Origin of the sequence: Curvibacter gracilis ATCC BAA-807 (genome assembly GCF_000518645.1) — a bacterium.
Classification (GTDB): domain Bacteria; phylum Pseudomonadota; class Gammaproteobacteria; order Burkholderiales; family Burkholderiaceae_C; genus Curvibacter; species Curvibacter gracilis.
Window position 1 is genome coordinate 226,191 of sequence record NZ_JADZ01000012.1, and the last position, 22,941, is coordinate 249,131.

Sequence of the window (22,941 nt, forward strand, 5' to 3'; positions counted from 1 at the left end):
ACAAGTCAACAGTATTGAATTGACTTGTTATGTCAAAAACGATATTAAAAATGGGGTATAGGAGCCCAAATCTGGACGTCCATACAGTCGTTGCAAAACCCAATCGAAAGCGCTCTCTCGATTGGAAATCCCTTCTTGAATCAGCTCTTGTGCGAACTATCCTGAAGTGGCCTGAGCGTTTCAGGCGTCCGTCGGCAAGTGACAGTCCACACCCTGCGTATGATGGGGTGGCGATGACGAAGCGAACCCGACAAACCCTGAAGGCAATCTCTTGCCTTCCCTGCAAGCCGGGACTGTTCTCTCCCGCTTGCATGTCTGACGGCAAAGGCCCTTTAGCCAGCCGTCAAGCCCGGCAGATCGAGTGTTCGGTCTGTCGGGCTTTCTTGTTGGCAGGTTCCGGCGCTTGGGGCACGCTTTCGTGAAATTTCCCTCGATGTGCCGGCGCTGGCCGCAGCACAATGCAGCCCATGAATCTGGCGTCTTTGAGCAAGAACCCGTGGTTGCGACGGGCAGTGTTTTGTGTGGTGGGCATCCTTGTGGTGTGGGCTCTGTCCTGGGCCCTGGTGCCTTCACTGTTGCGGCATCTGGTCGCCTCGCGTGCCAGCGAGGCGCTGGGGCGGCAGGTGAGTGTGGCCGAGGTGGATTTCCGCCCCTGGAGTCTGGAGCTCACGCTGCGTGATCTGGTGGTCCGCACCCTCGATGGAGATGCCGAGCAACTGGCTGTGGAGCGTCTCTATATAGACATGGAGCTTCAGTCCCTGGTGCGCCTGGCGCCGGTGCTCGATGCCCTGGTGGTCGAGCGGCCCCGCCTGCTGCTGACCCACACCCAGCCTGGGCATTACGACATCGATGATTTGATCGCGTTGGCCAGCAAGCCCTCGGATCCGGCCGCGGCACCTTTGCGCTTTGCCCTGCACAACCTGAGTCTGCTGGAGGGGGCGATCGACTTTCGCGATACCGTGGCCGGCCAGGACCACCACCTGACGGCGCTGCAACTGGGGCTGCCCTTTCTCAGCAATTTTGATTCGGGCCGTGCGGTGCTGGTGCAGCCACGCCTGGCGTTTCAACTGGACAGGGCTGCCTTTGACTGGTCCGCCCAGGCCACACCCTTTGCTGACAGCCGCCACGCGGAAGTGCAGGCGCGCATGGCGCGGCTCGATCTCAAGCCCTTTCTGCCCTATTGGCCCAAGGCCTTGCCGGTGCGCCTGGCAGCGGGCCAACTCGAGGCGGATCTGAAGCTCGTGTTCGAGCAGGCGCCCGAGCCCAAGCTGGTGCTGTCGGGCACCCTGGGTGCCCACGATGTGCGTGTGAACGATGCGCTGGGCAGCCCTGTGCTCGCCTTCCCGTCGCTGGTGGTGGATCTGGCCGGGCTGCAGCCCTTGCAGCGCTCGGTGCATGTGCGTTCGGTGCAGTGGGAGGGCCCGTCTCTGGATCTGCGTCGCGACGCCAACGGCCGGTTCGCCTGGCTGACGGCCTCGGCCCCCCCAGCCCCAGCCCCTATGGCAGCGGCAGCGGCAGGCAAGGCCGAAGCCGTACCTGCCAAGGCCAGCACGGCCGAGGTCGGCTGGAGCGTTCAGGTGGATCGCATCGCTCTGCAGCACGCCCGGGTGGGGTGGCGAGACGAGGGCACCCAGCCTGCGGCCGTGCTCTCGGCCTCTGATGTGGCGCTGCAGGTCGAGGCCCTGCATTGGCCCCTGCGGGCGCCGGCCCGCTTCCAAGGCAGCCTGCTGTTGGGCGGCGCGGCAGAGGGCGTGGGCAAGGCGGCCGACTCGGCGAGTGGCAAGCGTTCCACTGTCGGCGCCGCTTCTGGCACGGCGTCCGGGCGCTTGCATTTCGCAGGTCAGGGCACCGACCAGGCTGCTGCCGTGGCCTTGCGGGCCGAGGGCTTGCCGCTGGCGGTGGCTGCGCCCTACCTGGCGCGTTACCTGAACCCGACCCTGCAAGGGCGGCTCAGTCTGGTGGGCGGCCTGGGCTGGCGTGCCCCGGATCTGGCTTTCCAGTTGAACAGCCTCACGGTGGATGCCTTGCGTCTGAAGCAGGGTGAGCAAGAACTGGCTGCGTGGGACCAACTGAGTCTGAGCGACACCCGTGTCGATCTGGCTCAGCGCACGGCCAGTGCGGGGGTGCTGAGCCTCAGTGGGCCCCGGGCCACGGTGGCCCGCGATGCGCAGGGGCACTGGATGTTCGAGCCCTGGCTCAAGGCCCAGGACGCGGCCGCTGCGCCGCAGGCGCATGGCACGGGGGCTGTGGCGGATCGGGCGGCGGCGACCTCCGCCCAACCCGCCGGTTGGCAATGGCGTCTGGGGCAATTGGCCTTGCGCGATGGCAGTCTGGGCTGGCGCGATGCCACGGCGGTGGTGGCCAGAAAGCCTGCGGGGGTGGCGCTGGATGTGGCGGCTTTGCAGTTGCAGGCGGGCCCCTTCAGCGGTGGGCCGACCGGGCTGGGCGTGGAGCCGGTCGAGCTTCAGGCCACAGCCCGCGTGGGCGCGCCGGGGCGTGGTGGTGCGGCCGCCACCGAGCCGGGTCGCCTGGATTACAAGGGCCGGGTCAAGCTGGTGCCGTTTTCCACCCAGGGGCGACTGGAGTTCACCCGCTTGCCTTTGCATGCGGTCGAGCCTTATTTTGGCGACGTGTTGAACCTGGAGCTGCCACGGGCCGATGCGAGTTTCCGGGGCAGCGTGGACGTGGCGGTGGCCGCTGCCGGCGCCACCGTGCGGGTCAAGGGGGACGGTGCGCTGGAGGATGTGCGGGCCAACAGCGTGCTGGCCCAGGTCGGCACGGACGCCGGACCGCCCACCAGTGACGAGCTGTTGAGCTGGAAGGCCCTGAGCCTGCGGGGCATTGACCTGGCCCTGCAGCCCGGCACGCCGCTCACCTTGGGGATCAGCGAAACCGCGTTGAGCGACTTCTATGCCCGTGTGGTGATCAACGACCAGGGGCGCATCAATTTGCAGAATCTGATGCGCAGCAGCGCGCCGGAGCCCACGCCGGTCAAGGGTGCCGCGGCGGCGAAGGTGCCGCCCGCGCAGCCTGCACCGGTGTCGGCTGCAGCCAGCAAGCCCGTGATCCGCATGGGCCCGATCACCTTGCTCAATGGGCGGGTGTTGTTCTCCGATCGTTTTGTCCGGCCCAACTACTCGGCCAGTCTCAGCGAGTTGACGGGGCGCCTGGGGGCCTTCTCGTCGGTGCTGGAGGCTGGCAGCGCCGGCCTGGCCGATCTCGAGCTGCGGGGGCGGGCCGAGGGCACGGCCTCGCTGGAGGTGTCGGGCAAGCTCAATCCGCTGGCCACACCGCTGGCGCTGGACATCCAGGGCAAGGTGCGCGAGCTGGATCTGCCGCCACTTTCGCCCTACACCATCAAGTACGCGGGCCATGGCATCGAGCGCGGCAAACTCAGCGTCAACGTGGCCTACAAGATCGACCCGGATGGCCGCCTCAACGCGAGCAACAACATCATCCTGAACCAGCTCAGCTTTGGCGAGCAGGTTGAAGGGGCGCCTGCCTCGCTGCCGGTGAAGCTGGCCGTGGCCTTGCTCGCCGACCGCGATGGGGTGATCGACATCAACCTGCCCATCAGTGGTTCGCTCAACGACCCGGATTTCCGCCTGGCGCCCATCGTGGGGCGGCTGTTGTTGAATCTGGTGGCCAAGGCCATCACCTCGCCTTTCAGCCTGCTGGCCAGTGCATTCGGCGGGGGGCATTCCGAGAGCAATGAAATCGCCTTCGCGCCGGGAGGCGCCGATCTGATGCCCGATGCCCGACAACGCCTGGACAAGGTCGCTCAGGCCTTGCAGGACCGGCCTGCACTCAAGCTCACCGTGGTGGGGCAGGTCAATGTGCAGGTGGAGCGCGAGGGCTATCGCCGTCAGCAACTGGCGCAGATGATGCTGGCCGAGAAGCGTCGGCAGGCTGTGCTGGCGGGGCACAAGGGCACCGAGGTGGAGGCTGTGACCGAGGCGGAGCAGCCCGCTTTGCTCAAAGCCGTGTACCAGCGCGCCGATCTGCCCAAGCCTCGCAACCTGCTGGGCATGGCCAAGGATCTGCCGGGGCCCGAGATGGAGGCGCTGCTGCTGGCCAGTGTGCCGGTGTCGGACGATCTTCTGCAGGCCCTGGCGGTGGAGCGGGGTGTGGTGGTTCGTGACTATTTGCTGGGCCGCGCGGTGGCGGTGAATCGCCTGTTCCTGGGGGCGCCCAAGACCTTGCGCAACGAAGGCGCATGGACCCCCTCGGCCGAACTGCTGCTGGACACGCGTTGAAGGGGGCGTTCGATGGGCTCCAGGCCCCGCTGGAAGGCTGTTGCAGGCCTGCTTTGGAGCCCCTCAGCAACACTGTTGACATCTTTCACCGGGCCGGTTTGGAGGGGCTTGTCCAATTCCGGCGAAAATAGCGCTTTGATTCCGTGCCGCAAATGTCTGCGTCACGGCGTCGTGCCCGCCTGATCCGGCGGCGCGCCGTGTTTACCGACCTACAAAATGTTCAGTTTTTCTTCCCGCAACAAAATGTCCGAAGCTCCTGAAGTGAACCCGGCTCCGGCCAAAGCCCAAGAAGTCCACCCGCTGGACGCGCTCACGGGCGGTGCCTTTTCTGCCCCCACCTCGGGTGAGCGCTCCTCGCGCATCCGCGAGTGGCTGGCGGGCAATCCGGCCGAAAGCCAATTGCAGGAGGTGTTCAAGGAACTCAGCGTGCGCGACAAGGGGGCAGCGCGCCCCGTGCGTGAGCGCCTGGACGAGCTCAAGCGCGCCAAGGGCCAGGAAGTGATTGCGGCCGAGTGGGCCGAGAAGGCCCAGGCGCTGCTGTCGGCATCCCGGCTGAACATTGCCGACGCCATGGCCTGGCAGCGCGATGCCGCCAAGGCCGGCGCTCCGCTGAGCCGCGAGCCGCTGTCGGTGCTCAAGGTGCAGCTGGCCGATCGCGTCAAGGTGATCGAAGACCTGCAGCACCGCGTTCAGGTGCAGCGTGAGGCCGCCGTGCTGCTGGCCCAACGCATCGAAGTGCTCTCCACCAAGCCCTGGCGCGATGCCCATGCCGTGCTCGAAGGCTTGCGCGGTGACGTGCAGGCCTGGCAGGACCAGGCGCAAGGCCTCACCGGCGACGGTGCCTGGGCCAGCGTCGACGCCCGCTTCCCGCCCATGCTGGACGCGTCCCGCGCCCAGTTGCTGGTGGTCTGGGAGGCTTTCCAGGTGGCCATTGCCCAAGCCTTGGCCGCCTCTGAGGATGCCGCAGCCCCTCTGCCCACCGTGCCCGTCTGGGCCGATGAGCTGCGCGTGGCCCGTGGCCTGCCCACCGAAGCCTCTGAAGCCGCTGCCGCCAGCGCTGCAGCCGCCAAGCCGGCCCGCGTTGCGCGCCCGGCCGTGCCTCCCGAGTTGCGCAACAAGGCCTCGAACATCGTCCGTCAGGCCCTGGAACGCCTCGAAAAGGAAACCGCCGAAGGTCATGGCAAGGGCAGCGCCGGTGCGGCGTCCGCCCTGCGTGCCGTGCTCAAGGACCATGGCAAGCTGATCGATGCCGCCCTGGAGCACCAGGTGCACACCGCCCTGGTGGCGGCCGGCGAACTCGAAGGCTGGCAGCGCTGGAGTGCCGATCAGGTGCGCGAGGCCCTGGTGGGCCGCGCTGAAGCCCTGCTGAACCGCCCTGAAGGTCAGGCCCTGGGCGGGCGCAAGATGCAGGAGACCCTGCGTGCCCTGCGCGACCAGTGGAAGCAGACCGACCAAGGCGGTGCGCCAAACCATGCCCTCTGGAAGCGTTTTGACGAAGCTTGCAACGAAGCCCACAAGGTGGTCGAAGCCTGGCTCGAGAAGATCAAGACCGATGCTGCCGAACACAAGGCCCAGCGTCTGGCACTGATCGAAGAGCTCAAGGCCTGGGCTGCAGCCCATGCCGCCAGCACCGACTGGAAGGCCATCAACCGCGCCTTGTACCAATTCAGCGACCGCTGGCGCGACGCCGGGCACCTGGGTGAAAAGGCCTTTGCCGAAATCCAGCCGCTCTGGAAGGAGGCCATCGCCGCCGCTGCCGCACCCCTGGAAGCGGCCCAGAAAGCCAGCCTGGCCGTGCGCCACGCCATGATCGAAGAGGCCAAGGCCCTGGGCGCTGCAGCCTCGCTGCGCGTCGACGCCGTCAAGGCCCTGCAGCAGCGCTGGCAGGCTGAGGCCCAGGCCGTGCCGCTGGACCGCAAACATGAACAAAAGCTGTGGGACACCTTCCGCAAGCCGATTGACGAAGCCTTCAACCGCAAGAGTGCCGAGCGTGAAAAAGCCTCGGCCGCCCTGAGCGAACGCGACAAGGTGGTGCTGGACGCTGCCAAGGCCCTCGAAGCGGCCAATGCCAGCGGCGATGCCCAGAAGATCCGTGCCGCCATGGCGGCGCTGGACGCGGCCCTGCGCGGCCAGGCCCAGGCCCAGCAAGCCGTGGCGGCCGCTGTGGCCGCCGAAGGCGCCGAAGCGGCGCCGGCTGCTGAAGCGCCCGTGGCTGCCGATGCGGCTGAGAGCACTGCCGAGCAGGCCCCCGCCGAAGAGGCTCCGAAGCCCGCTCCCGCTCCGCGCAAGGTGGTGGCCGTGCGCGGTGATGACCGCCCCGGCATGAAGAAGGCTGAGCCGGCACCGGCCGGTCGCCCAGGTCGCCCAGGGGAGCGCCGCGATGGAGGTCGTGACGGCGCCCGTGGCCCGCGCGATGACGCGCGTGGCGGCCCCCGTTTTGACCGTGGCGACCGCGGTGATCGTGGCGCACCCCGCGAAGACCGTGGCCCGCGTCTGGGTGACACCGCCTTCCGCGCCCAGCGCGAGGCGCTGGAGCACGCCCAGCTGGCCCTGCGCAAGCTGGCAGCCCAGGCCCATGGCGAGGCGCTGACCCAGTTGTTGGGCGCCTGGGAACAACGTGATCCCGCGCAGCTGCCGGGCACCCAGGAACTGGGCGGTCGGGTCAGCCCTGCCGTGCGCGGGGCCTGGAGCCAAGCCATTGGCGCCGCGCCCAAGGGTGATGCGTCCACCGCCTTGTTGCGCCTCGAGATGGCGGCCGAAGTGCCGACACCGGCCGAGCACATCAACGCACGCCGCACATTGCAGTTGCAGTTGCTGACCCGCCGCAACGACCCCTCGCCACAACAGACCTGGGGCCAGGATGCGGCCACGGTGCTGGCCTCGGCCAGCGACCCGGCCACGGCGCGCCGCCTGCAGAACGCCCTCAAGGCCTTGCTGCGCTGATCGCGTGAGGGGGCGGCTCGTGTCTGACACGTCTTCGAAAGCCGGTGTGCCGGAACGTGCGCCGCTGCCCGGGCTCACCATCCGGGTGTTCCATCCGGCCGATGAGCCGGCGGCGGTGGCCCTGTGGGGCGCCTGCGGCCTGCTCAGGCCCTGGAACGATCCCCACAAGGACATCGCCCGCAAGTTGGCTGAGCAACCCGAGCTGTTTCTGGTGGCGGTGCTGCCTGGTGCCCAGCCAGGCGAGGCCGAGCGGCTGATCGGTACCGTGATGGCGGGCTATGACGGCCACCGGGGCTGGGTGTACTACTTGGCGGTCGACCCGGCCTGGCAGCGTCACAGCCTGGGCCGCCTGCTGATGCAGCGGGTCGAGGCCCAGTTGCTGGCGCTCGGTTGCCCCAAGATCAATCTGATGGTGCGCTCCGAGAACACGGCTGTGCTCGATTTCTATGCCCGCCTGGGTTTCAGTGCTGACGCCTCGGTCAGCCTGGGCAAGCGCCTGATCCCTGACGCCTGATCTTCAGTGCCCGAGGTCTGCGCGGGCTCAAACACCCCCTGGCAGCAGCGCAGCCAGACCGCCTTCGGGCTCGAAGCGCCGGTTGCGGTAGGTGAGCCGTGTCGGCCCCTGCCAGATCGGCTCGGACCGGCTGTGCCGCGGGTCACCCGGGTAGCAGATCACCCGTTGGCCGTCCTGGTCGAAGGGTTCGGGCTCGATCAGGGCCGGTGCGCGTTGCCGGGCGCTGGCCAGTGCCTCATCGGCCTGTTCGAAGCGCGCCAACTGGCTCAGGGTCATGATCTGCGGTGGCGCCAGGTCCATGTCGTGGTTCCAGTAGCGCTGCAGGGCTTCGGCAGGGCGGATCCACAGGGTCTCGGTGGCTTCGTGGTTGTCATGGGCCGCAATCTGGCCGACAGGTGCCTTGGACACGAAGAACCGGGTGTCAAAGCGCTTGTTGGTCACCGAGGGCACCTTGGGCGTGATCCAGCGCGACCAGGGTTGCAGGGCCCGCGTGGGCAGGGGCAAGCCCAGAGCTTCGAAGGTGCCGAGCAGCGGCTGTGCCGCATGAAGGCGGTCCAGCACCTGTTGCAGGGCTTCACCTTGGGCGGGGCTCCCCAGCAGCAGATCGCATTCTTCGAAGGTTTCCCGCAGGGCCGCCACATACAGGCCCAGGGCGGTGGCGGGGGGCAGGTCGGGTTCGTTGAGGGTGCTGGGCAGGTGCTCGATCGGTTGGTCGCAGGCCAAGGCCAGCGCTTGTTCGTCGGTGGCATCCAGCTTGCCACCCGGAAAGACGTGGGCATTGCCCAGCACCGCGGAACGGCTGTGTCGGCGCAGCAGCAGCACCTCGAGGCCAGCAGGGCCGTCCCGCAGCACGATCACGGAGGAGGAGGGGCTGGGAGCGCCCAGCACGGCTTCTGAGTTGATTTCGATGACCATGATGGGCATTGTCGCGGTCACGGACGGCCGTGTGTGCCGCCTGGGTGTCCGGGTTTTCCGCGATGACCCATGAAAAAAGCCACCCGAGGGTGGCTTTCAAACAGTGGCCGGGGCCGCTTACACACGCTTGCGGTATTCGCCGGTGCGGGTGTCGATTTCGATGCGGTCGCCTTGCGAGACGAACAGCGGCACCGGGATTTCGAAGCCGGTGGCGATCTTGGCGGGCTTCATGACCTTGCCGGAGGTGTCGCCCTTGACGGCGGGCTCGGTCCAGGTGATTTCGCGTTCGATGCTGGTGGGCAGTTCGACCGAGATGGCCTTGCCTTCGTAGAACACCACTTCAACAGCCATGCCGTCTTCGAGGTAGTTCAGGGCGTCGCCCATGTTTTCGGCTTCGACTTCGTACTGGTTGTATTCGCTGTCCATGCAGACATACATGGGGTCGGCGAAGTACGAGTAGGTGCAATCCTTTTTGTCCAGAATGACCTGGTCCATCTTGTCGTCGGCCTTGAACACGACTTCGGTGCCGAAGTTGGCGATCAGGCTCTTGAGCTTCATGCGCACGGTGGCCGAGTTGCGGCCGCCACGGCTGTATTCAGTCTTCAGCACGACCATCGGGTCCTTGCCGTGCATGATCACGTTGCCGGCGCGGATTTCTTGAGCAATTTTCATAAAAATGTAGGGCCCTGCGGGCCTGTTGGGCTTGAATCGGGGTTTCCTGGCGCGCTGCCGTCATTCTTCACTGTGTCCCACTGTTTCCAGTAGATACAGCAGAGCCGATGCGGCGCTGTCCGGGGAACTGCGCACCAGCAGGCTTTGAGCTGAAACGCCCGTGCTGCGCAAAACCCAGGATTTTATCGTTTTTCTGTGCAAAAACGAAGAAGCTGTGTGACCAGATCGCTTTGGGTCAGCAGTTTGGCGCGTGCCGCCTGCACGCAGGCTTGCCATTCGGGCACGTCGATCGGGGGCAGCGCTGCGGTGCTCAGCCCGTTCCAGACCTCGTGAAACTGCCTCAGCGAGGGCGGCGCGTCGAGCCAGTCGAGAAAGGCGCCGAGCTTGTCTCGGTGGGCCTCGTCGTCTTGCGGATAGATGTGCCAGACCAGGGCCCGCCCAGCCCACAGCGCGCGCACCACCGAGTCTTCGCCCCGCACGAAATTCAGGTCGCAGGCGCGCAGGGTGCGATCGAACTCGGGTTGGGGCACCGGTTCGGGCCAGGCCAGGCGCAGCTGACCGGAGCCTTCTGAGACAGCGGGGATCTCGGCTTGCGTGGCCCGCACGGCGGCGGCAGGGCGGCCCGGCATGACCAGCAGGTGCACGGGTTGCCCGCCCTGGCCTTCGGTCTGCCAGCGCGCCAGCAGCGCGGGCAGGGCAGGGGGCTCGTAACAGAACAGCGAGACCAGGCAATGCTGGGCCTGAGTGCCCAGGCACTGGCGTTGGGTCAGCCGCCATTCGGGTGTGGGCTCATCAGCCACGCCGGGCTCGCGCATCAGCCCCCCGGTGGCAGGTGTGAAGCCGGGGTAGAAGAACCATTTGGTCCAGCCGGCCGCTGGGCCGTTCATCACCGGCGAGGGCAGGGCGTGGCAGCGTTCCACCCAGGCCTCGGCCGACAGGTACTCGAGGTTGATCCACACCGGAGGCTGCTCAGGTCGCAGGGCCCGGTGCCGGGCCAGCAGGCCTGCATCGATCTCGCAGCCAAAGGCCTCGACCAGCACATCGGCCGGCGCCAGCGAGGCGAGCCTGTCGGCGGGCAGGGGGTTGAGCCAGGGCAGAACGGTGACCCCGGCCTGCCCTTGTGGTGCCATCCAGGCCAGGGCGCTGCCATCGTCGACCCACAGCCGCACCTGTTCGCCGCGGCGCGCCAGTTCGGCCGACAGGCGCCAGCAGACGCCCAGGTCGCCATGGTTGTCGATGACGGTGCAGAAAATGTCCCAAAGCATGTTGGAGAGTGCAAGGCTGGCCGCGCACAGGGGATTGGATTGGGGCGCATTGTCGCCGCTGGCGGGCCGGGTGGCGCCACAATACGCCCCCATGTCTGATGTGCATTCCGAACAGCTGCTGTCCGAAGTGGCCGCCTTGCCCGCCCTGCCGGGTGTCTACCGGTATTTCGATGCCGAGGGGGGCTTGCTCTACGTGGGCAAGGCCCTCAACCTGAAGCGCCGGGTCTCGAGCTATTTCCAGAAAGACCACGGGGGCACCCGCATCGGTCACATGGTCAGCAAGATCGCACGCATGGAGACCACGGTGGTGCGCTCCGAGGCCGAGGCGCTGCTGCTGGAAAACAACCTCATCAAGACGCAGAACCCCAAGTACAACATCCTGTTCCGGGACGACAAGAGCTACCCCTACCTCAAGCTGGCCAGCCATGCCTACCCGCGCATGGCCTATTACCGGGGTGCCGTTGAAAAAAAGCACCGCTACTTCGGCCCTTACCCCAGTGCCTGGGCGGTGAAGGAGACCATCCAGCTGCTGCAAAAGGTGTTTCGACTGCGCACCTGTGAGGACACCGTGTTCAACAACCGCAGCCGGCCTTGCCTGCTCTACCAGATCAAGCGTTGTTCGGGGCCGTGTGTGGACTTGGTGTCGGCTGAAGAATACGCCCGTGATGTGGCCGACGCCGAGCGTTTCCTGCGGGGCGAAGCCCAGGCGGTGATGGCTGAGATGGAGTCGCGCATGATGGCGCATGCCGAGCGGCTGGAGTTCGAGCAGGCGGCCGAGATCCGCAACCAGATGAGCGCCTTGTCGCGGGTTTTGCACCAGCAGGCGGTGGACACCGGCTCGGACCAGGACGCAGACATCCTGGCCGTGAGGGTGCAGGGCGGGCGCGCGTGCGTCAATTTGGCCATGGTGCGCGGTGGGCGGCACCTGGGCGATCGGCCGTATTTTCCGGTGCATGTCGAGGATGCGGTCAACCTCGGTCTGCTGGACGATGCGGATGCGCCGGCCGACGCCGGTGCCTCCGCCGAGGGGGCCGCCGAGTTGCCGGTGGAGGTGCGGGTGCTGGAGGCCTTCATCGCCCAGCATTACCCTGGGGTGCCGGTGCCTCCGCTGCTGGTGACCAGCGTGCCGGTCAACAAGCGGCTGCTGGCCACCTTGTCGGAGCAGACCGGTGTGCGCATCGCCGCCGTGCACAACCCGCGCGAGCAACGCCGCATCTGGCTGGAGATGGCGCAGACCAATGCCGATCTGCAGCTGGCCCGGCTGTTGTCCGAGGAAGGATCGCAGCAGGCCCGCACCCGGGCGCTGGTCGAGGCGCTGGATCTGGAGCCCGAGGACCTGGACGCGTTTCGCATCGAGTGCTTTGACATCTCGCACACGGCGGGAGAGGCGACCCAGGCCTCTTGCGTGGTGTTCCAGCACCACAAGATGCAGAACAGCGAGTACCGCCGTTTCAACATCGAGGGCATCACGGGCGGGGACGACTACGCGGCCATGCGCCAGGTCTTGACGCGCCGCTACGCCAAGGTGGCCGAGGCCATGCGCGAAGCGGGCGGTGCCGCCCCGGCACCGGGCCAGGCGAGGCTGCCGGATCTGGTGCTGGTGGACGGCGGCAAGGGGCAGGTGTCGATGGCGCGCGAGGTGTTTGAATCCTTGGGCCTGAGCCTGTCCGTCATCGTGGGGGTGGAAAAGGGTGAGGGGCGCAAGGTGGGCCTGGAGGAGCTGGTGTTTGCGGACGGTCGCGACAAGGTCTACCTGGGGCGTGATTCCGCGGCGCTGATGCTGGTGGCCCAGATCCGGGATGAGGCGCACCGCTTTGCCATCACCGGCATGCGGGCCCAGCGCGCCAAGGTGCGGGTGGGTGCCAGCCGCCTGGAAGACATCGCGGGCGTCGGCCCCAAGAAGCGCGCCCGTCTGTTGCAGCGCTTCGGTGGCGTGCGGGGGGTGGCCGCGGCCAGCGTGGAGGACCTGTGCACGGTCGAGGGCATCTCGCGCGACCTTGCCGAAGAGATCTACCGGGCCTTGCGCTGAGCTGGCGCCGGGGCACCGAAATCGGGCGCGCCGGCCCGTTGCAGGTGCCTGAAGTGGGGCGCAAGCCACGCTTGGCCCACCCCGGGCGCATTCAAGCTGCCATCAAGCCCCAAGCCGGGGCACAAGCCGTGACACAATCGTGCCCATGTTCTTCACCATTCCCACCATCATGACCTGGACGCGCATCGTCGCGATTCCCTTGATCGTGGGGGTGTTCTACGCGCCCCTGGACCCCGCCACGCGCAACCTGATCGCCACCGTGATGTTCGTGGTCTTTGCGGCCACCGATTGGCTGGACGGGTTTCTGGCGCGCAAGCTCAACCAGACCTCGTCATTCGGCGCGTTTCTCGATCCGGTGGCCGACAAGTTTCTGGTGTGCGCCTCTTTGCTGGTGCTCGTGCACCTGGGGCGTGCCGATGTCTTTGTGGCCTTGATCATCATCGGGCGCGAGATCGCCATCTCGGCCCTGCGCGAGTGGATGGCCCAGATCGGGGCCTCCAAGAGCGTGGCGGTGCACATGATCGGCAAGCTCAAGACCACCGTGCAGATGGTGGCCATTCCGTTCTTGCTGTATGACGGGCCCTTGCTGGGCGTGGACACCGGCGTCTGTGGCACCTGGCTCATCTGGGCTGCCGCGGTGCTGACCGTGTGGTCGATGGTGTACTACCTGCAAAAAGCCCTTCCCGAGATCCGGGCCCGCGTCAAATGAGTGCGGCTGAACAGGCGCATGGCCGCTGGCTCGCGGCCATGCCGGCGGTGTTCGTGCTGATCTGGAGCACGGGTTTCATTGTGGCCCGCTATGGCATGCCCCATGCCCCTCCGCTTTCCTTTCTGTGTGTGCGCTACGCCTTGTCGGTGCTGTGCTTTGGTGCCTGGGTGGCCGTGGCCGGTGTGCCCTTGCCGCGCAGCCGCGCCCAGTGGGGGCATCTGGCGGTCACCGGGGTGTTGATGCACGCCGGCTACCTGGGCGGGGTGTGGGCAGCCGTGAAGGCCGGCATGGGCTCGGGTCTGTCATCGTTGATCGTGGGCTTGCAGCCTGTGCTGACCGCGGCCTGGATGTCCTGGCACGGCAGCCGGGTGAGCCGCTGGCAGTGGCTGGGCCTCTTGCTGGGCTTTGGCGGCCTGGTGCTGGTGGTCAGCGCGAAGATGGGGCAGGGGGGTGAGGCCTCGTGGCAGGCTTTGTCCTTGGCTGTGATGGCCTTGTTCAGCATCACGATCGGCACCCTTTACCAGAAGCGGCACGTGACCCCTTGCGATGTGCGCAGCGCCAGCGCCGTCCAGTTGGGGGCAGCCCTGCTGGTGAGTCTGCCCCTGGCCTGGCTGGAGCCCGAGGCCATCGTCTGGACGCCCGAGTTGATCGGCGCCGTGGCCTGGTCCGTGCTGGCCTTGTCCTTGGGGGCCAGCTCTTTGCTCTATCTGTTGATTCAACGCGGGGCGGCCACCAGTGTTACCAGCCTGCTGTACCTGGTGCCACCGTGCACTGCGGCCCTGGCTTGGTTGCTGTTTGGCGAACCCATCACCGGTCTGACGTTGGCGGGCACGGCCTTGACGGCCGTCGGGGTCAGCCTGGTGGTGCGTGCACCACGCCGGGCTTGAGGGCTGGGCCGATCTTCCAGGGCTCGCCATGGAAGCGGTTGTGCAGAAAGTCGATCAGCAGGCGCACGCGTTTGGGGGTGCGGGCCTGCCAAGGGGCCAGCCAGTGGATGTCTGCGTCGGCCATGGCGTGATCCGGCAGCACCCGCACCAGTTCGCCGTTTTGCAGGGCGGCCGCGATGTCCCAAAGGCTGCGCAGCATGATGCCTTGGCCGGCCAGGCACCAGTCGCGCACCAACTCACCTGAATTGCTGCTCAGCGCGCCTTTCACGGTGACGCGGTGCAGGGCCTTGCGGCGGCCCTGGCTGGATTGCAGCGTCCAGTGGTCAAAGCGCTGGGCCGGATCGCCGCCGTTTTCACGTACCACCAGGCATTGATGCTGAGCCAGGTCGTCGGCGCTGGCCGGCTCTCCATGGGTTTGGAGGTAGGCCGGCGAGGCCACCAGCACACGCTGGTTGCGTGCCAGCCGCTTCGATATCCACTCCCCGGCCCGCTGCCCGGGCACGTTCCAGAGCCAGATCGCACCGTCATAGCCCTCCACCGTCAAGTCGGGCAGGTGCTCGACCAGATGCAGTTGAATCTGCAGCCGGGGGTAGCGCTGTTGAAACTCGGCCACTGCCGGGCCCACCCAGAGGCGCCCAAAGCCGAAGGTGGCGGCCAGGCGGATCAGGCCGGTGGGCTCGGACTGGCGCTCGCGCAACTCGGCCTCGGCCTGCTGGAAGCCACGCAGCAGGGCCTGCGCGTGTTCGCACAGGGCGTCGCCATCGGCCGTGGGGCTGACCTTGCGGGTGGTGCGCTGAAACAGTTGCACCCTGAGCTGGCTTTCGAGGGCCGCCAGGCGCTTGGTGATCACCGGCGGGGTGACGTGCAGGGCCCGCGCTGCGGACGACAGGCTGCCATGCTGCCGGATGGCCAGCACCAACTCCAGGTCCGATCGATCCATTGTTTCCTCTTTGGAAATGATTGCTTGCCGGATTATTGCCTTTTGCCGCGATAGAGTGGAGCCCAACCAAGAAGGCATAGAGACAGATGTTTGACAATTTCTCCACCGAGACGGTGCTGCGCGAGGGCCTTGAGCTGCGCACCTGGCGTGGCGGTCAAGGGCCGGCGCTGCTGCTTTTGCATGGGCATCCGCAGACCCATGTGATGTGGCACCGGGTGGCGGATGCCCTGGCCAACCGTTTCACGGTGGTGTTGATGGATCTGCGAGGCTATGGGGATTCGGGGCGCCCGGGCGCGGCGCCAGGCCATGTGGCCCACAGCAAGCGCGAGATGGCGCGCGACGCCCTGGCCGTGATGCAGCACCACGGCTTTGATCGCTTCCAGGTGCTGGCCCACGACCGGGGCGCCCGGGTGGCGCACAGGCTGGCGCTGGACCACGCAGAGGCGGTGGAGCGCATGATGCTGCTCGACATTGCCCCCACCCTGGCGATGTACCAGGGCACCACGGAAGCCTTCGCTCGCGCTTACTGGCATTGGTTCTTCCTGATTCAGCCCAGCCCCTTGCCCGAGACATTGATTGCCGCTGATCCGGTGGGCTATGTGCGGGGGGTGATGGGCAAGCGGCATGCGGGGCTGGCGGCATTCGACCCGGCGGCAATGGCCGAATACGAACGCTGCGCGGCCTTGCCGGGCACCGCCGAGTCGATCTGCGAGGACTACCGGGCCAGCGCCACCCTCGACCTGGAGCATGACCGGCAGGATGCCGCGCAAGGCCATCGGCTGGGCATGCCGCTGCGTGTGTTGTGGGGCGAGCATGGCGCGGTGGCGGCCAGCTTTGCCGTGCTCGACCTGTGGCGCGAGCGCGCCTTGCAGGTCAGTGGCCTAGCCTTGCCCTGTGGCCACTACATTGCCGAAGAGGCGCCGACCCTGCTGTTGCAGGAAGCATTTGATTTTTTCAGGAGTTGAACCATGAGCAAGAAACGCATTGCAGTCATCGCGGGTGATGGCATCGGCAAAGAGGTCATGCCCGAGGGCGTGCGCGTGATGGACGCGGCGGCACGCAAATTCGGCATCGACCTGCACTTTGACCACTTCGATTTTTCGAGTTGGGATTACTGCGAGCGGCACGGCAAGATGCTGCCCGACGACTGGAAGGACCAGATCGGTGGGCACGATGCCATCTACTTCGGTGCCGTGGGCTGGCCCGACAAGATTGCCGACCATGTGTCGCTGTGGGGCTCGCTGTTGTTGTTCCGGCGTGAATTCGATCAGTACGTGAACCTGCGCCCCGCACGCCTGATGCCGGGCATCATCGCGCCGGTGGTGCGCCGTGATGGCTCGCCCCGTCAGCCGGGTGAGATCGACATGTACATCGTGCGCGAGAACACCGAGGGAGAGTACTCCAGCATCGGCGGGCGCATGTACCCCGGCACCGAGCGTGAGATCGTGATGCAGGAGACCGTGATGTCCCGCATCGGTGTGGACCGGGTGCTGAAGTTCGCCTTTGAGCTGGCGCAGTCGCGCCCCAAGAAGCACCTCACCAGCGCTACCAAGTCGAACGGCATCGCCATCACCATGCCCTACTGGGATGAGCGTGTGGCCGAGATGGCCAAGGCCTACCCGGGCATCAACGTGGACAAGTTCCACATCGACATCCTCACGGCGCACTTTGTGCAGCGCCCCGACTTCTTTGATGTGGTGGTGGCCAGCAACCTGTTCGGCGACATCCTCAGTGATCTGGGGCCTGCCTGCACCGGCACCATCGGCATCGCGCCCAGCGCCAACCTCAACCCGGACCGGCGCTTCCCCTCCTTGTTCGAACCGGTGCACGGATCGGCGCCCGACATCGCCGGCCAGAACATCGCCAACCCGATCGGTCAGATCTGGTGCGGTGCCATGATGCTGGAATTCCTGGGGCACAAGGAAGCCCATGACGCGGTGCTCACCGCCATCGAGAAGGTGCTCGATCCGAAAAGCGGTGCGCCGCGCACCCGTGACATCGGTGGCACGGCCAGCACCACCGACGTGGGGCGCGCCATCGCCGAGGTGCTTTGAGGCCAGGGCCCCGGCCCAATGACAGCGCGGTGGATGGACCTATTTCACGCTGCGAACCTGAGCCTGCGCAGAGGTGTCGCAAAAACACCGCTGCGAGCGCCAAACAGGCCCCGAAAACCGTCTAGAATCCGCGTCCTTGCTGTTGCGAAACAGCTTGTTGTATTGACACCTTGAAGGTCCATCGCTTTAATCCTTTCAGCAGTTGAAGCTGCGAATGAGCCTCCCGCCCAGCGGACACAACCATCCTCGGATGGCCCAGCTGAGGGGAGGCAAGATTTTTGATGAGACAACCTGATCAACACCATTTCTGTACGAGGGGCTCCTTGTGAATAAGACTGAACTGATTGAGCACATTGCCAACAACGCCGATATTTCCAAGGCTGCCGCTGCGCGCGCCCTGGAGTCGACGATCGAGGCCGTGAAGAAGACCCTGAAAAAGGGCGGCACCGTTTCTCTGGTGGGCTTCGGCACATTCGCCGTGGGCAAGCGTGCCGCTCGTACCGGTCGCAACCCGCGCACTGGCGATACAATCAAGATCAAGGCTGCTAAAGTTCCAAAGTTTCGTCCAGGCAAGGCATTGAAAGATGCCTTGAACTGAGATCCAGTTCAGGTGGGGTGCTTAGCTCAGTTGGTAGAGCAGCGCCCTTACAAGGCGCGGGTCGGCGGTTCGAGCCCGTCAGCACCCACCACCACCGATGCGAAGGCGAACACATTGTTCGCCTTTTCTTTTTTGCCCTTGAAAGATTGCCATGTTTGAGTCCATCCGCAAGCACTCGAAGATCGTCATGATCGTGCTGTTCTTGCTGATCATTCCATCCTTCGTTCTGTTCGGCATTGATGGCTACAACCGGGCCATGGAAAAGGGCACGACGGTTGCCAAGGTGGACGGTCAGGCCATCACGCAGGGTGAGTGGGATGCTGCCCATAAGAACGAGGTCGAGCGCCTGCGTGTGCAGATGCCCAGCGTGGACATCAAGCGCTTCGAGTCGCCCGAAGCCCGTTACGTGACGCTGGAGCGTCTGGTTCGCGAGAAGGTGCTGGCCGCCGCTGCCAGCAGTCAGCATCTGGCCATTAGCGATCAGAAGCTCGCCCGCTCGTTGCAGGACAACCCCACGATTGCGTCACTGCGTCGCGAGGACGGCACGCTGGATGTTGATCGTTATCGCCAGTTGTTGGGCTCGCAAGGCATGACGCCCGAGATGTACGAGGCCAGTGTGCGCGCCGACTTGGCGAGCCGCCAGGTGTTGGGTGGCATCAGCGGCAGCGTGCTGGCTCCGGCAGGGCAGGCAGACGTGGCGCTGAATGCCTTTTTTGAGCACCGCGAGATCCAGGTGGCCACTTTCCGCCCGGCTGATTTCGTGGCGCGCGTGTCGCCCAGTGATGCCGACATCGAGACTTACTACAAGGCCCACACCGCGCGGTTCCAGATGCCGGAGCGTGCTACCGTGGAGTATGCCGTTCTCGATCTCGACAGCGTCAAGGCGGGCATTGCGCTCAATGAGGCCGATCTCAAGACTTACTACGAGCAGAACGCTGCACGCCTGGCATCGAAAGAAGAGCGTCGCGCCAGCCATATCCTGATCACCTCGCCCAAAGATGCATCGGCTGAGGATCGCGAGAAGGCCAAGGCCAAGGCCGAAGCCCTGCTGGCGGAAGTGCGCAAGGCGCCGGCCAGTTTTGCGGACGTGGCGCGCAAGAATTCGCAGGATCCTGGTTCTGCGCCCAAGGGTGGGGATCTGGACTTCTTTGCCCGGGGCGCCATGGTCAAGCCTTTCGAGGATGCTGTGTTTGCCATGGCCAAGGGTGACATCAGCGATGTGGTCCAGTCGGACTTCGGCTTTCACATCATCAAACTGACCGACATCAAGGTGCCTCAGCAAAAGAGCTTCGAAGCCATGCGCCCCGAGATGGAGGCAGAACTCAAGCAGCAGCAGGCGCAGCGCAAGTTTGCCGAAGTGGCAGAGACCTTCACCAACACGGTCTATGAGCAATCCGACAGCCTCAAGCCTGTGGCTGACCGCCTGAAGTTGACCCTGCGCACGGCCAAGGATGTAACCCGCACGCCCAGCCCTGGTCTGCCGCCCGCGCTCAGCAACCCGAAAGTGCTGGCAGCCTTGTTTGCTGCGGATTCGGTGAGCAAGAAGCGCAACACGGAGGCCATCGAGGTCGGCCCAAGCCAGATGGTGTCGGCGCGCATCGTCGACTATGTGCCCGCGCGGACTCAGGCCCTGGATGAAGTCAAGGCCAAGGTGCGTGAATTGGTGGTTGCCGAGCGTGCCCAGGCGTTGGCCCGCAAGGACGGTGAAGACAAACTGGCCGCCTGGAAGGCCAATCCGGCCAGCGCGACCAACCTGGGTGCCACAGTCACCGTATCGCGTGACGAACCCGCCAAGCAAGCCCCTGCGGTGGTCGATGCGGCCCTGCGTCAGCGCGGTTCAGCATTGCCGGCCTGGGTCGGGGTGGACCTTGGCCCACAAGGTTATGCCGTGGTTCGAGTGGCCAAGGTGGTGCCCCGGGTGGGTGTTGAGGAGGCGCGCAAGGCCCAGGAGCGGGCCCAGTACGCCCAGTGGTGGGCGTCTGCAGAAGCACGTGCCTATTACGAATTCCTGGCTGACAAGTACAAGGTGCAACTCAAGACGGCCAAGCCCGCGCCGCAAGCGACAGAAGAAAATTCGAATTCGGGCGGTTGAGCATGAAATTCGGGTTATAATTTTTCTCTGCGGTGGCTGTAGCTCAGTTGGTAGAGTCCCAGATTGTGATTCTGGTTGTCGTGGGTTCGAGTCCCATCAGCCACCCCAAGCAGATCCTGAAAAGCCCGTCATGGTTCACATGACGGGCTTTTTTCATGGCCTTCTGGGTTCCCTGTGCCGCCTGTTTCTCGGTTGATATCAGGCTTCTGGCAGAACAACCCTCCCCTTGGGACCGGTGCCAGCGCCAGGCACCCGGCACCGGCTGGCTCAATGCGATGGTGGTTTGCGCGCCGAGTCCAGGGGCGGTCAAGCTTTGTCCGGCATCAGTCTCCGTGGCGCTCGACGGACTTCTGCTCTGTATGTGCAGCGTTAGTAGCAATATGATGCGTAAATTACATTGCGACTAAATATGCGTTCCACCTCACCTTCCTCCAAAGCGGGTTCAGATGCGCCCATTTCGGACGTTTGGCCCGATTTCGGGGACGCGACCATGCCTCAGCCTCTGCGGGCCTTGTCTGACGAGCTGGACGCTGGAAACACGCAGCCTGATTTTCTCGAGTTCGATGTACCTGACACAACGACTCCGATGCCGATGGAGTCGATGTTCCCGGTGCAGGATTCCAATCACCTGACCCTGCTGAGGGATTGGCCGCATGCGGTGTTGGCGCTGGAGATGGGCCGCGAACCGCGCCTGTTGTTTTGGAATTCGCAGGCGGAGCACCTGTTGGGCTATGAAGCCCTGGACCTGGTGGGCAATCCTTTGGGGCTGACGCTGTTGTGCCCGGATCAGGATTACCGCACCCGCAAGTTGTCCGAGTTGCAGCAACTGGGGGCGGGCGGAGTCGACCTGGAATGGACATTGACCTGCAGGGATGGTCAGAAGCTGCGCCTGGCCTGGTCTCTGCTGCCGATGTTGCAGACCCAGGGCGTGTCCAGGGTCTTCTGGCTGGTGGGGGTGGACGTGAGCCGTCGCGCATTGACCGAACAGGCTTTGCGTGGGCGTGATCGCTTGTTGCGCTCACTGTTCCGTCACCTGCCCGACATGGTGTATCTGAAGGATGGCCGAGGGGCCTGGCTGATGGCCAACCCGGCCGCTCTGGCCGTTGTGGGGCTCACCGAGGCACAGGCCATCGGTCACACCAACCTTGAACTGGCTGATCGAGGCTCTCCGATGGCGGCCGCCTTGCGTTTGAGTGCGCTGAACGAAGAGGCCACCTGGCAGACCGGTCGTGCCAGCCATTTGCAAGAGGTCGGCGACGACGCCCAGGGCATGCCCAGATCTTTTGATGTGGTCAGGGTGCCGAGTTTCGCCCGGGATGGTGGTCGCTTGCATATGCTGGTGATTCGCCGCGACATCACCGAACAGCGCACGGCAGCCACCAAGCTGGAGTTGGCGGGGCGCGTGCTCGATCAGGGCAGCGACGGCATCGTGATCTGCGATGCTGACCGGCAGGTGATGATGGTCAATCAGGCCTTTTCAGACATCTCGGGCTTTGCTGCCGATGAAATGGTGGGGCGCCCGTACAAATTGCTGGCAGATGGTCAGCACGACGATGCATTCCTGGCGTCCATCTGGTCTGCGGTGCACGAGCATGGCCGCTGGAGCGGCGAGGTCTGGGGCCGACGCAAGACTGGCGAGGTCTATCCGCAGTGGCTGATTCTGTCGGCCCTGCGCCACCGTGCCAGCGGTGAGTTGACCCACTATGTGGCGGCGGTTTCCGATTTGAGTTCACGCAAGGCTGCCGAGGAGAAGATCGCCTTCCTGTCCACCCGCGATGTGGTCACCGGCTTGCCCAATCGAACCCAGGTGGCGATGCGGGCCGAGGTGGCCTTGGATCGGGCACGCGTCGAAGGCGATGGGGTGGCCTTGCTGGTTGTGGACATCGACAATTTCAAGACCCTCAACGATTCTTTGGGGCATGCGGCAGGCGACTATCTGTTGCGCGAGATCGGGCAGCGTCTGCAGCATTTTGGGGGCGCGCAGTCGGTGGTCGGGCGTTTGAGCGGTGACGAGTTCCTGTTGATGCAAGCCGGCATCAAGACCACCACCGATGCAGCGCACCTGGCCAGTGCCATGATGGAAGCGGTGGCCCAGCCCGTGACCGTGGATGACCTGCCGGTGAATGTGTCCTTGTCGGTCGGCGTGGCCCTGTTCCCCTCGGATGGCGACCGCTTTGACACCTTGTTCGGTCGAGCTGATGCAGCCATGTATGCGGCCAAGCGGGGCGGGAGGGCCGCCTATCAATTTGCCACGGCCAGCATGAATGACGCCGCGCTGGAGCGCCTGCAGTTGGAGGCCGCATTGCGTGCCGCGATTGAGCAGGAGGCCTTGAGGCTGGAGTACCAGCCCCTGATCGAGCTTTCTTCGGGGCGCATGGTCGGTGTTGAGGCGCTGTGCCGCTGGGACGATCCGGAGCGTGGCTCGATACCGCCGGGCGTGTTCATTCCTTTGGCCGAAGATTCGGGCCTGATCCAATCCTTGGGGCGTTGGGTCCTGCGCGAGAGCACCCGGCAACTGAAGGTCTGGCACGACGCGGGCCACACTGAGCTGCTGATGGCGGTCAATCTGTCGGCACGTCAGTTCCAGCATGGCGCCGTGCTGACCCAGGTCGAAGAGGCCTTGGTCGCCTCTGGCATCAACCCGGCGCGTCTTGAGCTGGAGCTGACAGAGAGTGTGCTGCTGCACGATGGCGAGGCCGTGATGAGCACTTTGCGTCAACTCAAGGCGCTGGGGGTGAAGTTGTCGATTGACGACTTCGGGACGGGCTACTCCAGCTTCGCTTACCTGCGACGCTTCAAGTTCGACAAGATCAAGATCGATCAATCGTTTGTGCGCGATCTGATCGACGACCCGGAAGATGCTGCCATCGTGCGCGGCATCATCTCGCTGGCCATCAGCCTGGGGCTGGCCGTGCTGGCCGAGGGCGTTGAAACCGATGCGATTGCGCAGCGCCTCAAGACCCTGAAATGCACTTATGCCCAGGGCTACCACTTTGCCAGGCCGCTGCGGCCAGAAGCCCTGGCCAGCAGGTTTCTCTCAGAGGCGGGTTGAAAAAAAAACGGTGCC

At 65.3% G+C, this 22,941-nt stretch carries 15 protein-coding genes and 2 tRNA genes; 13 read left to right on the top strand and 4 right to left on the bottom strand.

All coding sequences use genetic code 11. From position 1 onward, the window contains the following. Window positions 1-467: 467 nt before the first annotated feature. From L880_RS0110740 to L880_RS0110750, 3 genes are all read left to right on the top strand, one after another. On the top strand, window positions 468-4,256 hold the full coding sequence (locus tag L880_RS0110740; RefSeq protein WP_027475682.1) for a DUF748 domain-containing protein: 3,789 nt from the start codon (window positions 468-470) through the stop codon (window positions 4,254-4,256). Between the two features lie 243 nt (window positions 4,257-4,499). Next, a complete protein-coding gene (locus L880_RS0110745) occupies window positions 4,500-7,199 on the top strand; it encodes a DUF349 domain-containing protein (protein WP_245615074.1) in 2,700 nt (899 codons plus the stop codon). A gap of 19 nt (window positions 7,200-7,218) precedes the next feature. Beyond that, entirely contained in the window at window positions 7,219-7,713 is a 495-nt protein-coding gene (locus L880_RS0110750) for a GNAT family acetyltransferase (RefSeq protein WP_245615076.1), read from the top strand. 27 nt (window positions 7,714-7,740) lie between these two features. Here L880_RS0110750 and L880_RS0110755 read toward each other — a convergent pair whose 3' ends face one another. From L880_RS0110755 to earP, 3 genes are all read right to left on the bottom strand, one after another. Continuing rightward, window positions 7,741-8,628 carry an NUDIX hydrolase gene (locus tag L880_RS0110755; RefSeq protein ID WP_342669165.1) on the bottom strand — a complete coding sequence of 296 codons (888 nt, stop codon included), beginning with the start codon at window positions 8,626-8,628 and terminating at the stop codon, window positions 7,741-7,743. Window positions 8,629-8,745: 117 nt separating this feature from the next. Continuing rightward, window positions 8,746-9,300, bottom strand: coding sequence for an elongation factor P (efp, locus tag L880_RS0110760; protein ID WP_027475686.1), 555 nt, complete (start codon window positions 9,298-9,300; stop codon window positions 8,746-8,748). A 182-nt stretch (window positions 9,301-9,482) separates the two neighbouring features. Further along, a complete protein-coding gene (earP, locus tag L880_RS0110765) occupies window positions 9,483-10,565 on the bottom strand; it encodes an elongation factor P maturation arginine rhamnosyltransferase EarP (RefSeq protein WP_027475687.1) in 1,083 nt (360 codons plus the stop codon). Between the two features lie 91 nt (window positions 10,566-10,656). Between earP and uvrC the strand changes: the two genes are divergently transcribed. From uvrC to L880_RS0110780, 3 genes are all read left to right on the top strand, one after another. Continuing rightward, complete coding sequence (gene uvrC / locus L880_RS0110770) at window positions 10,657-12,594, top strand: excinuclease ABC subunit UvrC (RefSeq protein WP_027475688.1); 1,938 nt, start codon at window positions 10,657-10,659, stop codon at window positions 12,592-12,594. A 145-nt stretch (window positions 12,595-12,739) separates the two neighbouring features. Further along, window positions 12,740-13,303, top strand: coding sequence for a CDP-diacylglycerol--glycerol-3-phosphate 3-phosphatidyltransferase (gene pgsA / locus L880_RS0110775; RefSeq protein ID WP_027475689.1), 564 nt, complete (start codon window positions 12,740-12,742; stop codon window positions 13,301-13,303). Further along, a complete protein-coding gene (locus tag L880_RS0110780; RefSeq protein ID WP_027475690.1) occupies window positions 13,300-14,190 on the top strand; it encodes a DMT family transporter in 891 nt (296 codons plus the stop codon). The genes pgsA and L880_RS0110780 overlap by 4 nt, the downstream gene beginning before the upstream one ends. On the opposite strand, the gene L880_RS0110785 is transcribed toward L880_RS0110780, so the two are convergent. Continuing rightward, entirely contained in the window at window positions 14,156-15,130 is a 975-nt protein-coding gene (locus tag L880_RS0110785; RefSeq protein ID WP_027475691.1) for a LysR family transcriptional regulator, read from the bottom strand. The genes L880_RS0110780 and L880_RS0110785 overlap by 35 nt on opposite strands. A gap of 86 nt (window positions 15,131-15,216) precedes the next feature. Here L880_RS0110785 and L880_RS0110790 point away from each other — a divergent pair, with 86 nt between their 5' ends. The 7 genes from L880_RS0110790 to L880_RS32205 all read left to right on the top strand — a co-directional run bounded on the left by L880_RS0110790 (window position 15,217) and on the right by L880_RS32205 (window position 22,926). After that, window positions 15,217-16,095, top strand: coding sequence for an alpha/beta fold hydrolase (locus L880_RS0110790; RefSeq protein WP_027475692.1), 879 nt, complete (start codon window positions 15,217-15,219; stop codon window positions 16,093-16,095). A gap of 3 nt (window positions 16,096-16,098) precedes the next feature. Then, window positions 16,099-17,184 carry a tartrate dehydrogenase gene (locus L880_RS0110795; protein WP_027475693.1) on the top strand — a complete coding sequence of 362 codons (1,086 nt, stop codon included), beginning with the start codon at window positions 16,099-16,101 and terminating at the stop codon, window positions 17,182-17,184. 325 nt (window positions 17,185-17,509) lie between these two features. Further along, window positions 17,510-17,782, top strand: coding sequence for an HU family DNA-binding protein (locus L880_RS0110800; RefSeq protein ID WP_007858657.1), 273 nt, complete (start codon window positions 17,510-17,512; stop codon window positions 17,780-17,782). 15 nt (window positions 17,783-17,797) lie between these two features. Then, window positions 17,798-17,873: transfer RNA gene (locus L880_RS0110805), tRNA-Val, on the top strand. A gap of 60 nt (window positions 17,874-17,933) precedes the next feature. Beyond that, complete coding sequence (locus tag L880_RS0110810) at window positions 17,934-19,874, top strand: SurA N-terminal domain-containing protein (RefSeq protein ID WP_027475694.1); 1,941 nt, start codon at window positions 17,934-17,936, stop codon at window positions 19,872-19,874. A 32-nt stretch (window positions 19,875-19,906) separates the two neighbouring features. After that, window positions 19,907-19,982, top strand: a tRNA-His gene (locus tag L880_RS0110815). Between the two features lie 382 nt (window positions 19,983-20,364). Beyond that, entirely contained in the window at window positions 20,365-22,926 is a 2,562-nt protein-coding gene (locus L880_RS32205; RefSeq protein WP_169737750.1) for a sensor domain-containing protein, read from the top strand. The last annotated feature ends 15 nt before the right edge of the window (window positions 22,927-22,941 follow it).